The following is a 13,400-nucleotide window of genomic DNA, read 5'->3' on the forward strand; positions in this document are numbered from 1 at the left end:
CGCGTACTGTACCCCATGCAGCACGCGGTCACAACTAATTCAGATCAAAACGGACGAATACCAGCAACACGTCGCCATTTCCTTTGTTTTTAGAAAATCGTGGTACGTAAGCAGCCATGAGTTTGCTGCTTTTTGTGCCAATCGAAGCGACTGGCAACACGGCCGGAAAGGGCACATTAGAGAAGTAATCTGTGCGACTGATCAGCAGGGTAGTATATCCCAGACCCGCTTCGACGTTGCCACCCAGCGGGCGCATCCATTCGTAAGCGTAACCTGCCATCCATTGCGGCTTGAAGTGAGAGTCAGAAATCACCATGCCGTACAAAAATTCTTCATTATCTTTGCTGTCGCGCAAAGTTTTAGCGAAGCCCATGCCCCAAGCACGTTCATTCAGTTCAGCAATACGCTCCGCCGTGTAGGTACCGCGACCATGATGTGCATAGCCTGACAACATGATCGATAACTGGCCGTCGTCCATGAACTTATTGCCTTTTGCCACCGCATCAGATTTGGTCTGTTGCCACCAGGAGGTTTCTTCTGTCTGTTGTGCCGAGGCGAGTGAGCTAGTACCTAACAGGGCACTGGCAATAAAAAAGGGAGTGAGGTAATGCTTAAAAAAGGATTTCAACATAATAAAAAAATAAAAGTTAAACGGAATCAGAATTACTGACGTGCATTTCGGGCGTTAGAGGGTTTTTGACCTGTACTGAAATTGCTACGCCATGGATTGATGTCGAGTCCGCCGCGCCGGGTGTAACGTGCATAGACCGAGAGTTTTTGCGGTTTGCAGTGTTGCATGATGTCGGTAAAAATCCGTTCCACACATTGCTCATGAAACTCATTGTGATCGCGAAAACCGATTAAGTAGTGCAACAGGCTTTCCTGATCGATGGCGGGGCCGACATAGCGGATTTGCACACTGCCCCAATCGGGTTGTCCTGTGACCAGACAATTCGATTTGAGCAGATGTGACAGTAGTGTCTCTTCTACCGGCGCCGCTTGCTGATCGGCTTTTAATAAATAGGGATTCGGGCTGTAGCTACTGACTTCAATATCCAGCCGGTCAAGTAAAACGCCATCGAGTTCTTGCAGGCGCAATTGTCCGAACTGATCAGCGGTCGTCAGCGAAACCTGTACCGGCGCACCGAACCCTGCGGACAGGTCGGCTTGCAATAAACTGATCAGCGCATCAGTGCCAGCAAGCCGGGTCTGGTTGAAGGAATTCAGATACAGCTTGAATGATTTGGACTCAACAATATTCGGGGAATCGGCAGGCACATAGACGCTGGCAATCGCGACCTGCGGTTTGCCGCGTAAATTCAACCAGGACACTTCGTAGGCATTCCAGATATCCATGCCGAAAAATGGCAAAGTCCCCGTGCCGCTGATGCCAATTTCTGCACGTTTGCCAGCGCGTGAAATCGGGAACAGCAAGCTCGCATCGTACTCAGACTGGTAGGTTGCGGGTTTGCCGAGCAGCGAGTGTTCGGGTGAGTCGGGTGTCTGTGTTGGTTCTTTCATGATGCTTTACACTTTTTTCAAATTACTTTATTGCGTTATAGGACTAAATAAGACGGAATAGGACTGTGCAAAACGATTTTTTACCGCCTTATGCATTGAATCCGCAGGCTGTATGCGGCTTGCAGAGGCATTTCGTGCCAAGAGGCGCATTCTGCTTGCGGATTCGTTTTTTGGAATGCCTAAAAACTCTTTAATCCATATTTCGTGGAACCGCTTATTCCTACCTTTTCTCCGCGTCTCTGTATCTCTGTGATGAGAAGGCTTGGTTTTCGCACCAGTCCAGTTTAATTAAACTCACTACGCTAAAAATTTTAGCCCAGAAATAATTGATACGCCGGATTGCTGCTTTCATCCCAATATCGGTAACCAAGCGAATTCAGGAATTCTTTGAACGCCTTCATCTCTTTTTTCGGAACCTGTAAGCCCACCAGAGTTCGGCCATAATCGGCACCGTGGTTGCGATAGTGGAACAGGCTGATATTCCAGTTCGGTGCCATGCTGTTCAAAAAGCGCATCAGTGCACCGGGACGTTCTGGGAATTCAAAGCGATATAGCAATTCATTCTCAGCTAGTTCGCTCTTGCCGCCGACCAGATGCCGGATATGTAATTTAGCCAGTTCATCATGCGTCAGATCCAGCGTCGGGAAGCCATGCTTAATGAAGTTCTTAGCAATTTTGCCGGAGTCATCGCGGTTCGTTACCTGAATGCCGACAAAAATATGGGCAGCTCTCTGATCACTGATACGGTAGTTGAATTCCGTGACGTTGCGCGGTCCAACCAATTCGCAAAAACGTCGGAAGCTGCCGCGTTCTTCCGGAATTGTTACGGCGAAAACTGCTTCACGCGCCTCACCGACTTCGGCACGTTCGGCGACAAAGCGCAGCCGGTCGAAGTTCATATTTGCACCACAGGCAATGGTCACCAGCGTTTCATTTTTTAGCGGTTTCTTTGCTGCTTTAGCGCGTTCGATATAGGCTTTGCAACCTGCGACAGCCAATGCGCCGGCGGGTTCCAGGATGCTGCGCGTATCCTGAAAAACATCCTTGATCGCTGCACAGATGGCATCAGTGTCGACCAGAATGATCTCATCCACGAGCTCTTTGGTAATACGAAAGGTTTCTTCACCCACCAGTTTAACGGCGGTACCATCAGAGAACAGGCCGACATCCGTCAGAGCCACGCGACGGCCAGCCTTGATGCTGCGCGCCATCGCGTCGGAGTCGACGGATTGTACGCCGATGACTTTGATATCCGGACGCACTGCTTTGACATAAGCAGCTACACCCGAGATCAGACCGCCGCCGCCGATGGCGACAAAAATCGCATGAATAGGCTGTGCATGCTGACGCAAAATTTCCATGCCAACAGTGCCTTGTCCGGCGATGACATCCGGGTCATCAAACGGATGAACAAAAGTCAGTTTCTGTTTTTTTTCCAGCAATACTGCATGATCATAAGCGTCGCTGTAGGAATCGCCATGCAGGACAATCTGCACGTTGTCGCCGCCAAAAGCGCGCACCGCGTCGATCTTGACGGGCGGTGTCGTGGTCGGCATGACGATCACGGCTTTGCACTGGAGTTTAGACGCGGACATGGCAACGCCCTGGGCATGGTTGCCGGCCGAGGCACAGATCACACCGCGCTTGAGTTGCGCAGTTGTCAGGTGCGCCATTTTGTTATAGGCACCGCGCAGCTTGAAGCTGAAAACGCTCTGCATATCTTCGCGTTTGAAATAAATTCGGTTATCCATGCGATCTGACAGGCTGGATGCTAATTCCAGCGGTGTTTCAAAAGCCACGTCATAGACGCGGGCCGTCAGGATTTTTTTCAGATAATCGGTCGTCATGGAGGTTGAATGTGGTTCAAACAGTGGGGAAAATTCGCAAAAAGTGCGCAGAAAGACCGAAAAGCAAAGCCAGATACGTTTTGTCGCGAGCACTCATTATAATGGATGCGATAGTGATGAGCATTGAAACGACATTGAGTAGCATGAAGTGACATTAAGTGACATTGGAATAGCATGATAGAAGCGGGTGTGCATTGGTTGTTGGGCATGTTGGCGCTGCCCAAAGTGGGATTGAGTTCGGTATTCGTGATCAGTTTTATTTCGGCAACGCTATTGCCGCTGGGATCGGAGCCCGCCGTTTTTGCGGTGATTAAAGCGAATCCTGACCTGTTCTGGTCTGTGATCGCCGTTGCTACTGTCGGTAATACGCTCGGTGGCGTGGTCGATTACTGGATGGGTTATGGCGCCAAAAAAGCTTTTGCTGTCGAGCGCGATACGGCCTGGTTTCGCTGGCTTAGTCATTTTGGCGCAAAAACGATGTTGCTGGCTTGGCTGCCGGTGATCGGTGACCCTATTTGTACTTTGGCTGGTTGGTTGAAGCTGCCGTTCTGGCCCAGCGTGGCATATATGGCGGTTGGTAAATGCCTGCGTTATCTGTGTATGTCCTGGCTATTGCTCAGCGTGCCTGATGGTTTTTGGCGCGGACTGGCAGAAATGCTGGGTTGAACTAGGTTTGTTTATCGCCCCCCGGGTGTGTTCGTTGCTCTTACTGCCATTGCCGGTCATTTTGACGCCTCTCGTTGCTGATGGTTTGCCATGAGCGCCTTAGTGATGACTTGGCTGCGCCTGAGTCTTATTAAGGCAACTTCGATAAGTGCCTCCGCCACCATCTCAGTTCCTCACGCAGAATTTCAGTGAATACGCCATTTGCAATCTTCATTCTGAGGTGATTGTCGCTTTATTGATGGCAATACCAATTTCAATACCAGTTCAAGCCCATTGGTCGGGGTATATTTACATACTGGCAGGTGTATATTTTAATCCACTAATAAATATGTGCGGTTAAGGCATTGTTTTTATCCATACTCCCACATATTAAATATATTTTCTAATTACTGTTAGCCAAATTTTCTTAGGTGAAAGTTGAAATTTTCCTTATTTGCATCGTTGATTAGGCGTAGTAAGCGTAAGGCTGTTGCCGCGTGTTGCGTCGCAATAGGCTAGAATGCTCTGCAATCCCTTAGCATTTTAAAATCTGACGATTCGCTTCAGGCACAGAAGTGTCTGGCACAGTCGTCACCTATGAGTTTCAAAGACCCCACTGATGAACGCTCCAGCACAAATTCAGGCTTTACTCGCAGATGCCGCACCCGGCGCGACACCCACCCGCGTGCGCGAAATCCCTTATAACTACACCTCGTTTTCTGATCGCGAAATCGTCATCCGTCTGCTAGGTGAAGATGCCTGGGATTTGCTCGATAAATTACGTGGCAAACGCCAGACCGGACGGTCCGCGCGCATGCTGTATGAAGTGTTGGGCGACATCTGGGTCGTGCGCCGCAATCCTTATTTGCAAGACGACATGCTCGACAATCCCAAGCGTCGTCAGGATCTGATCGATGCCTTGAATCATCGATTGGCTGAGGTGGAAAAACGTCGTTTGAATACCGCCAGCGATGATGATGGCGAGCGCAGCAGCAGTGTGGAAATTCTGGTGCAGGCCGCGCGTAAAGCCGTGGCGCAGTTCGCCAAGGAGTTCCGCGATACCTACGACCTTCGCAAGCGTGCAAACAAGCTGCTGGCTAAATACACGGCCAAAGACAATATCAAGTTCGATGGCCTGGCACGTGTCTCGCATGTGACCGATGCGACCGACTGGCGTGTGGAATATCCGTTTGTAGTACTGACTCCGGATACCGAAGATGAAATGGCAGGCCTGGTGAAGTGTTGTATCACGCTGGGTCTGACGATCATTCCGCGCGGCGGCGGCACTGGTTATACCGGAGGGGCGATTCCCCTGACGCCTTTATCGGCAGTCATTAATACCGAAAAGCTGGAGCAATTGGGTGCTGTCGAAATGACGATACTGCCTGGCGTTGACCGGGAATATGCGACGATTTATTCCGGTGCCGGTGTGGTGACCAAGCGTGTCTCTGATGCGGCAGACAAGGCGGGCTTTGTGTTTGCCGTCGATCCGACATCGGCAGAAGCCTCCTGCATCGGTGGCAATGTTGCTATGAATGCCGGCGGCAAAAAAGCTGTTTTGTGGGGGACTGCACTCGATAATCTGGCATCGTGGCGCATGGTGGATCCGAACGGTGACTGGCTGGAGGTCACGCGTCTGGAACATAACCTCGGCAAGATTCATGATGTTGCCGTTGCTAAGTTCAGGCTGGAGTGGACGCATCCCGGCGAAAAGACCCCGTTTAAAACCGAGCAGCTGGATATCCCGGGTCGCACTTTCCGTAAAGAGGGACTGGGCAAAGACGTTACCGACAAATTCCTCGCAGGATTGCCTGGCGTACAAAAAGAAGGCTGTGATGGTCTGATTACCTCGGCGCGCTGGATCTTGCACAAGATGCCTAAATTTACGCGCACAGTGTGTCTGGAGTTTTTTGGTCAGGCACGTGACGCGATACCGAGCATTGTGGAGATCAAAGATTATCTCGATGGCGAAACCAGAAAAGGCGGTGCGATTTTAGCGGGTCTGGAACACCTCGATGAGCGCTACTTGCGAGCCGTCGGCTATACGACGAAATCCAAACGCGGCGTCTTACCAAAGATGGCTTTGTTCGGCGACATCGTCGGCGACGATGAAAACGCAGTGGCGCAAGCCGCCTCGGAAGTGATACGCCTTGCCAACACCCGTGTCGGTGAGGGCTTCGTCGCCGTGAGTCCTGAAGCACGTAAAAAATTCTGGCTGGATCGCGCCAAAACGGCCGCGATTTCCAAGCATACCAATGCCTTCAAGATCAATGAAGATGTGGTGATTCCGTTGGATCGCATGGGGGAATACACCGACGGTATCGAACGTATCAATATTGAATTGTCGATCCAGAACAAGCTCGCGATGCTTGAACAGTTGCAGGCATTTTTCGCGAAAGGGAATTTACCACTGGGCAAGAGCGAAGATGCGGACGGCGACGATATTTCTGCTAATGAATTATTGGAAGACCGTGTATTGCAGGCACAAAATCTGCTCGATGCCACGCATGCCCGCTGGACTTATTTGCTGACGCAACTTGATAAACCTTTGCGCGATGCACGTGACGAGCTGCTTGCTTTGGAGCTAGATAAACTCGCATTTGTGTTTGACGAACGCTTGCAGCAACAGCCAGAGGCCAGCGTATTTAGTATCGTGCAGGACAGAACCATACGCGTGTCCTGGAAGCAGGAAGTGCGCGCGCATCTGCGTCAAATATTTAATGGTGGTGCGTTTAAACTGATTCTCGATGAATGCACCGCGATTCACAAAAAAGTCCTGCGCAGCCGCGTCTTCGTTGCTTTGCACATGCACGCCGGTGACGGCAATGTTCATACGAATTTGCCGGTCAACTCTGATGACTATGAGATGCTGCAAGTCGCGCATCACGCGGTCGCCCGCATCATGGTGCTGGCACGTTCGCTAAATGGCGTGATCTCCGGCGAGCACGGTATCGGCATTACTAAACTTGAATTTTTGACAGAAGACGAGATTAAGGATTTTCGTTCGTACAAACTCCGGATTGACCCCGAAGGACGCTTCAATAAAGGTAAATTGCTGAATCTGCCAGAGTTTGCTGCCGATCTGCGCAATGCCTATACGCCGTCGTTTGGTTTGATGGGACACGAGTCCCTGATCATGCAGCAGAGCGACATCGGTGCGATTGCGAATAGTGTGAAAGATTGCCTGCGTTGCGGTAAGTGCAAGCCCGTCTGCGCGACCCATGTGCCACGTGCGAATTTGCTGTATTCGCCGCGGAATAAAATTCTGGCGACATCGTTGCTGGTTGAGGCGTTTTTGTACGAAGAGCAAACTCGGCGCGGTATTTCGATCAAGCACTGGGAAGAGTTCGAAGATGTTGCGGATCACTGTACGGTTTGCCATAAATGCGTGACGCCATGCCCGGTCGATATCGACTTTGGCGATGTGTCGATGAATATGCGCAATCTCTTGCGCAAGATGGATAAAAAATCGTTTAATCCCGGCACTGCCTCCGCCATGTTTTTCTTGAACGCCAAAGATCCGGCGACCATTAAGGCGGCACGCCAGGTGATTTTTGGCTGGGGTGTTGCGGCTCAGCGGTTAGGTAATACGGTCCTGCAAAAACTGGCGAAGAAACAGACTAAAGCACCGCCTGCATCGTTAGGAAAACCGGCAATGAAAGAGCAGGTGATTCACTTCATCAATAAAAAAATGCCGGGCAATTTGCCGAAAAAAACGGCACGCGCTTTGCTCGATATTGAAGACGATAAAATCGTACCGATTATTCGCGATCCCAAAACGACGACTGCCGATACAGAGGCTGTATTTTATTTCCCTGGTTGTGGCTCTGAGCGGCTGTTCTCACAAGTCGGTTTAGCGACCCAGGCAATGTTATGGAATGTCGGTGTACAAACGGTGCTGCCGCCGGGCTATCTATGTTGTGGCTATCCGCAACGCAGTGCCGGTCAGTTCGACAAAGCGGAGAAGATGATCACGGATAATCGCGTGCTGTTCCATCGGATGGCGAACACGCTGAATTATCTGGATATTAAAACCGTCGTGGTGTCCTGCGGCACCTGTTACGATCAATTGGCGACCTACCAGTTTGATAAGATTTTCCCGGGTTGCCGCATCATCGATATTCATGAATATCTGCTGGAAAAAGGGATGAAACTCGAAGGTGTCAATGGGACGCGCTATATGTATCACGATCCTTGCCATACGCCGATGAAGCTGCAAGATCCTCTGAAAACAGTGAACGCGCTGATTACGACGGTCGACAATGTCAAGATTGAGAAGAATGATCGCTGTTGCGGTGAAGCCGGTACGCTGGCGGTATCGCGTCCGGATATTTCTACGCAGATCCGGTTCCGCAAAGAAGAAGAGATGCTTAAAGGTGCTGATAAATTGCGTGCTGACGGATTTACGGGCGATGTAAAAATTCTGACTTCGTGCCCGGCTTGCTTGCAGGGTTTGACGCGATACAACGATGATAGCGACACAACTGCCGATTACATTGTCATCGAGATGGCGAAGCATGTGCTGGGCGACAACTGGTTACCTGAGTATGTCGCACGCGCTAACAACGGCGGTATTGAACGGGTTCTGGTGTAATCATGATGCCTGTCAGATCTGTTAGTGAGCTTAGTGAGCGCGTTGCCACCTGTGAATTATGTGATGCCAGCCGTGGCGAGGTCATTGCGCAGACAGAGGATTGGCGTCTGATTCTGGTGGATGATGTGCAGTATCCGGGCTTTTGCCGCGTGGTCTGGAATCAGCATGTCAAAGAGATGACGGACTTATCTGAGCAAGACCGTGACGCACTGATGTCCATCGTCTGGAAAGTCGAGCTGGTGCTGCGTGAAGTGATGCAGCCGCATAAAGTAAATGTGGCCAGTTTCGGTAATGTGGTACCGCATTTGCATTGGCATATTATTCCGCGTTATCAGGATGATGCGCATTTCCCCAGCCCGATCTGGGCGCAGGCGAAGCCGGAGTGGGCTGATACCAGCGCACGGCGTGCTTTGTTGCCCCAGTTACGTACTGCACTGATCGCACGTTTGCGCTAAATTGACGCGCATCGTATTGAGGTGTCCGTATGACGCTGTTTTTCCGGCGCCGGACAGCTTCTGTATTGCTCGGGCTAAGTGTCCGGCCTTCACCTATATTGATGGAATAAAACTATGACAGGCTCTAAGCAGACAGCTCCCGGGCCGATGCCAACCGCATTGAATGTGCGTACGCAATCACGTGTACTGGAGATCAGTTTTGATGACGGTAAAGAGTTTTCTTTACCCTTTGAGATGTTGCGTGTGTACTCTCCTTCAGCGGAAGTACGTGGTCACGGTGCAGGGCAAGAGACGCTGCAAACTGGCAAACGCGAAGTTACCCTTACGGCTTTAGAACCAGTCGGAAATTACGCTGTTCAGCCGCATTTTTCAGATGAACACAATAGCGGCATATTTAGCTGGGATTATCTGTATTGGCTGGGGGAGAACCAGTCGTCACTTTGGCAAGATTATGTCGATCGCTTGCATGCAGCAGGATTTGCTGGCGACACCGGACGTGATGCACCTATGCGGGGTAAGGCCGCAGGTGCTTGCGGCCATCAACACTGATCACCATTGATGAGTCAAGCGCGCATGTCGTTCCTAGCCTCAGCCTCAATCCTGAGTTCACTCCAGATCGGCATGATCGAAATACACATTTCCCTCTATACGGGCATCTGATCCATTGATGGAGTGCAGCGCCGAATATAATGTATTCGGGTCGGGTTCGCGGATGCCGGATTTTTTGATCAGAATATTTTGCCTGGATGATCTGGCGTTGACACTGATTGCTAGCACATGATCATAGTCGGGGCGGCTGTCGATTTCTTTCAATAAAAATCGATGGGAACCGTGCCCGATCTGTCGGTAAGTTGCTGTGTCACTTTGATATGGTTCAGGTGATAGCTGGCGAAAAATCAGTGTGTACTCAACGATAGCCGTGATATTTTTATAGCGGACTTTTCCGCCTTGTTCAAAATGGCCGGACACGATATTTACCTTGAACTGACGCAATGCAGGACGGGCTCCCGGTGCTAGCCCCGTGATGTCAAACTGTTCTGGTTCTATCGTCCATAAGCGAATTTTTTGCGTCAGGTCTTTTTTAATCTGTGCATGCAGTTGTTGATTGGCGATGCGTATTTGCAGTACGACCTGATAATCATGCGGCGCATGAAACATCGGCAAATGCGATGCGTACAGGCCTTCATTATTGCCAAACAACAGCATGCCATGCAGCCCATAAGCAGTGCTGTGCGGCGCTAAGGTTTGTGCCAGAGCGTTATGAGACAGGCTAAGCCCTGTCAGCAAAATGATCAGAGTCGTTCCGAGAGTGAGGCAGAGACTGCGTTTCAGGATTCGGTTCATGGCGAGCATACGTTTAGATCTTGACGATTAATTTACCCCGATGCTCGCCTGTGAACAGGGAGTTTAGTGCGTCCGGTAATTGTTCAAAGCCTTCGATGATGGTTTCTTCAAAAACCAGTTCACCCGTGTTAACCCAAGGTGCGACGATGTTCAGCATTTCATCCATACGGTGCAGGTAGTCACGTGCCAGAATGCCCTGAATCGTTGCTCGTTGGTATAGCATATGGTGTAGCAGACGAGGTCCCATTTCAGGTATATCAAGCCCACCGTTATATTGACTGATTTGTCCGCAGATAATGATGCGTGCACGGCGCTTGATCAGCGGTATCACTGCATCAGTCGCCATGCCGCCGACATTGTCGAAATACACATCGACACCGCCAGTCAGTTCTTGTATCGCCGCGCTTAAACGGTCTGCATTATTGAAGGCCTTGTAATCGAGCGCCCAGTCTGCGCCTAGGGTATCGGTCAACCATGCGCACTTGGCAGCGCCGCCTGCGATGCCGAGTACCCGCGCGCCATGTCGTTTGGCGAATTGCACAGCCAGAGAGCCGACGGCACCGGCTGCGCCGGATACGACGACGATTTCACCTGCATGTGGTTTGCCAGCTTCTGTTAGGCCAAACCAGGCCGTCCGGCCGGGCATACCCAGGACGCCGAGCGCGGTACTGACTGGTGCGATAGCCGAATCAATTTTAGTCAACGCGCTGACATGCACGCGGGCATGGGTTTGCCATCCGGTCATACCGAACACCCAGTCGCCAGCATGCATGCTGGCGGTATTTGAGGTGATGACCTGAGCAACTACACCTGCTGACTGGATGGTATTCAGCGGATGCGGTTCCGGGTTGTAGGTGGGTTTGGCAGATTGATTGATGCGCATGTAGGGATCAACGCTGATATAGCGTGCTGCCAGCAGTACTTCATCGCGGTCCAGCCGGGTATCTAGCGGCTGTGTTCTCAAGGCGTAATGTTCCGCTCCTACCAGTCCGGTCGGATGCTGTTGATAAATCCATTGCTGATGAACGGTATCGGGAGAATGAGGAGTGTTGGGCAGAGACATGACGGTTTTTTATAGAGATAGATGTACGGATGGTAAATAGATTAAAATGTCTGTTAAAGCAACTTATTTTCATTTTTAATGTCTTGATTGGAAACGATGAATCTGGTCGATTTACGCATTTTTGCCTGTGTTGCACGCCATCCCTCCTTGGGTGCGGCTGCGCAAGAACTGCATCTAACTCCTTCCGCTGTGTCCAAGGCTTTGCGCCGGCTCGAGGGAGATCTCGACACGGTGTTATTTGATCGCTCTGCGAAGCAATTGGTACTGAATACCAGCGGTCAGCGCATGCTGGATTTTTCAAAGTCCATGCTGACTCTGGCGGATCAGGCAAAAGCCGACATCATGGGAAGCAGGGCAGTGATCGAGTGCAAGGTCGCGGCACCGGCAATTTTGCTATGGCGGCATGCGCAGGTACTGGCGCGAGCCATGCAGGCTTACCCTGACGCCAGTTTGAGTATGCAGACGATGTTCGAGGATGATGCATTGGCGGCATTGCTGCGCGGTGATGTCAATCATGCAATCGTGACTGGTGAGGTCATCGAAGGGCGTGGTGCTCACTGGTCGCCGGACTGGCAAGTCACCTCTCTAGGGGATATGCAGCTGCAACTCGTGGCAGGCAAACGTCATCCGCTGGCAATCAGTTTATCTTCCGGGTTGACGGCTGCCTCCGCTACTGAGCTAACCAGGGCATCGCTACCGCAGCCTGCGCTACGGGCATCTTCTTCACAGATTCTGGCATACGATTTTGTCAGCCCTTCCCGCTCACTATTTTGTGGTGAGCAGCGCGGTAGCCGCTCAGACGGCTGGCGGGACGATCAGTTGCCGCGCAAGATACGTTACTGGATTGATGACCTGCAGTTGCTGCTCTCCACGGTGAAATCAGGACAGGCTCTGGCCTACCTGCCGGAATTCGCCTTAGTGGATACGGAGTTATTGCGTATCGAGGTCAGTGATTGCGCTTTCCATTGCCACGAACAGGTCTGGCTGGTTTCGAATGCAAAAAACGCACCGCAATGGCAGCACGCACTGGCTGAATTCATGTCTGCCGCCAGTAAAGACACTGCCTGAAGTTCCCGTCCGACGCACAGGTTTTTGGCCTGACTTAGGCTACAATCCGATCCAGAGAAAGATTTAGTAATAGATGGCAGCAAATAAGTAAAAAGTAAAAAACAGAACAAAAAAAGGTAATCACTATGAGCAACACCACCCACTTCGGTTATACCACCGTAGAAGAAGATCAAAAAGTTCACAAAGTTGCAGAAGTTTTTCACTCGGTAGCCGCCAAATATGACGTCATGAACGATCTGATGTCGGCTGGGTTACACCGGGTCTGGAAGATCTTCACTATCGCTCAGGCAGGTGTACGCCCTGGCTTTAAGGTGCTCGATATTGCGGGCGGAACGGGCGATCTGGCAAAAGAGTTCGTGAAACAGGCTGGCAAGACCGGCGAAGTCTGGCATACCGATATCAATGAATCGATGTTGCGCGTCGGGCGTGACCGCCTCTTGAATAAAGGCCTGATTACCCCCACCTTACTGTGCGACGCAGAAAAATTGCCCTTCCCGGATAATTATTTTGATCGCGTCAGCGTGGCGTTCGGTTTGCGCAATATGACCCACAAGGATCAGGCTCTGGCAGAAATGCGGCGTGTACTGAAGCCGGGTGGCAAACTTCTGGTGCTGGAATTTTCTAAAGTGCCAGACGTATTGCAAAAGCCTTACGATGTGTATTCGTTTAAGGTATTACCGTGGCTGGGGCAAAAGATTGCCAATGATGCAGACAGTTATCGTTATCTGGCAGAGTCGATACGCATGCATCCCGATCAGGAAACCTTGAAAGGGATGATGCAGGATGCCGGTTTGGATCGTGTAGAGTATTTTAATTTAACGGCAGGTGTGGCCGCTCTCCACACCGGAATTAAACTCTAGGAG

Annotated in this window: 11 protein-coding genes; 6 read left to right on the forward strand and 5 right to left on the reverse strand. The window is 51.0% G+C overall.

The genetic code is table 11. The features are described 5' to 3' along the window. Window positions 1-34 precede the first annotated feature (34 nt). From ACO0LE_RS11850 to ilvA, 3 genes are all read right to left on the reverse strand, one after another. Window positions 35-631, reverse strand: a complete 597-nt coding sequence (locus tag ACO0LE_RS11850) for a hypothetical protein (protein WP_422960557.1) — start codon at window positions 629-631, stop codon at window positions 35-37. A gap of 32 nt (window positions 632-663) precedes the next feature. Beyond that, the gene (gene queF, locus ACO0LE_RS11855; protein ID WP_422960558.1) at window positions 664-1,521 is read right to left on the reverse strand and encodes an NADPH-dependent 7-cyano-7-deazaguanine reductase QueF; all 858 of its coding nucleotides are present in this window, start codon (window positions 1,519-1,521) and stop codon (window positions 664-666) included. A 311-nt stretch (window positions 1,522-1,832) separates the two neighbouring features. Next, window positions 1,833-3,368 carry a threonine ammonia-lyase, biosynthetic gene (gene ilvA, locus ACO0LE_RS11860; protein ID WP_422960559.1) on the reverse strand — a complete coding sequence of 512 codons (1,536 nt, stop codon included), beginning with the start codon at window positions 3,366-3,368 and terminating at the stop codon, window positions 1,833-1,835. A gap of 174 nt (window positions 3,369-3,542) precedes the next feature. On the opposite strand from ilvA, the gene ACO0LE_RS11865 reads away from it, so the two are divergent. The 4 genes from ACO0LE_RS11865 (at window position 3,543) to ACO0LE_RS11880 (ending at window position 9,611) form a co-directional block, all read left to right on the forward strand. Next, window positions 3,543-4,034 carry a YqaA family protein gene (locus ACO0LE_RS11865; protein WP_422960561.1) on the forward strand — a complete coding sequence of 164 codons (492 nt, stop codon included), beginning with the start codon at window positions 3,543-3,545 and terminating at the stop codon, window positions 4,032-4,034. Window positions 4,035-4,632: 598 nt separating this feature from the next. Continuing rightward, complete coding sequence (locus ACO0LE_RS11870) at window positions 4,633-8,607, forward strand: DUF3683 domain-containing protein (RefSeq protein WP_422960562.1); 3,975 nt, start codon at window positions 4,633-4,635, stop codon at window positions 8,605-8,607. 2 nt (window positions 8,608-8,609) lie between these two features. Further along, the gene (locus tag ACO0LE_RS11875) at window positions 8,610-9,062 is read left to right on the forward strand and encodes an HIT family protein (RefSeq protein ID WP_422960563.1); all 453 of its coding nucleotides are present in this window, start codon (window positions 8,610-8,612) and stop codon (window positions 9,060-9,062) included. A gap of 114 nt (window positions 9,063-9,176) precedes the next feature. Next, window positions 9,177-9,611 (forward strand): gamma-butyrobetaine hydroxylase-like domain-containing protein, encoded by a 435-nt coding sequence (locus ACO0LE_RS11880; protein ID WP_422960564.1) that lies wholly within the window; start codon window positions 9,177-9,179, stop codon window positions 9,609-9,611. A gap of 57 nt (window positions 9,612-9,668) precedes the next feature. On the opposite strand, the gene ACO0LE_RS11885 is transcribed toward ACO0LE_RS11880, so the two are convergent. Next, entirely contained in the window at window positions 9,669-10,406 is a 738-nt protein-coding gene (locus ACO0LE_RS11885; RefSeq protein ID WP_422960565.1) for a hypothetical protein, read from the reverse strand. Window positions 10,407-10,419: 13 nt separating this feature from the next. After that, on the reverse strand, window positions 10,420-11,469 hold the full coding sequence (locus tag ACO0LE_RS11890) for an NADP-dependent oxidoreductase (RefSeq protein WP_422960566.1): 1,050 nt from the start codon (window positions 11,467-11,469) through the stop codon (window positions 10,420-10,422). Window positions 11,470-11,565: 96 nt separating this feature from the next. On the opposite strand from ACO0LE_RS11890, the gene ACO0LE_RS11895 reads away from it, so the two are divergent. Together ACO0LE_RS11895 and ubiE are read left to right on the forward strand one after the other, a co-directional pair. Next, entirely contained in the window at window positions 11,566-12,537 is a 972-nt protein-coding gene (locus ACO0LE_RS11895) for a LysR family transcriptional regulator (RefSeq protein ID WP_422960567.1), read from the forward strand. 125 nt (window positions 12,538-12,662) lie between these two features. Then, complete coding sequence (gene ubiE, locus ACO0LE_RS11900; protein ID WP_422960568.1) at window positions 12,663-13,397, forward strand: bifunctional demethylmenaquinone methyltransferase/2-methoxy-6-polyprenyl-1,4-benzoquinol methylase UbiE; 735 nt, start codon at window positions 12,663-12,665, stop codon at window positions 13,395-13,397. Window positions 13,398-13,400: the final 3 nt, after the last annotated feature.

The organism is Undibacterium sp. Xuan67W (assembly GCF_049340165.1).
In the GTDB taxonomy this organism is placed as follows: Bacteria; Pseudomonadota; Gammaproteobacteria; order Burkholderiales; family Burkholderiaceae_D; genus Undibacterium.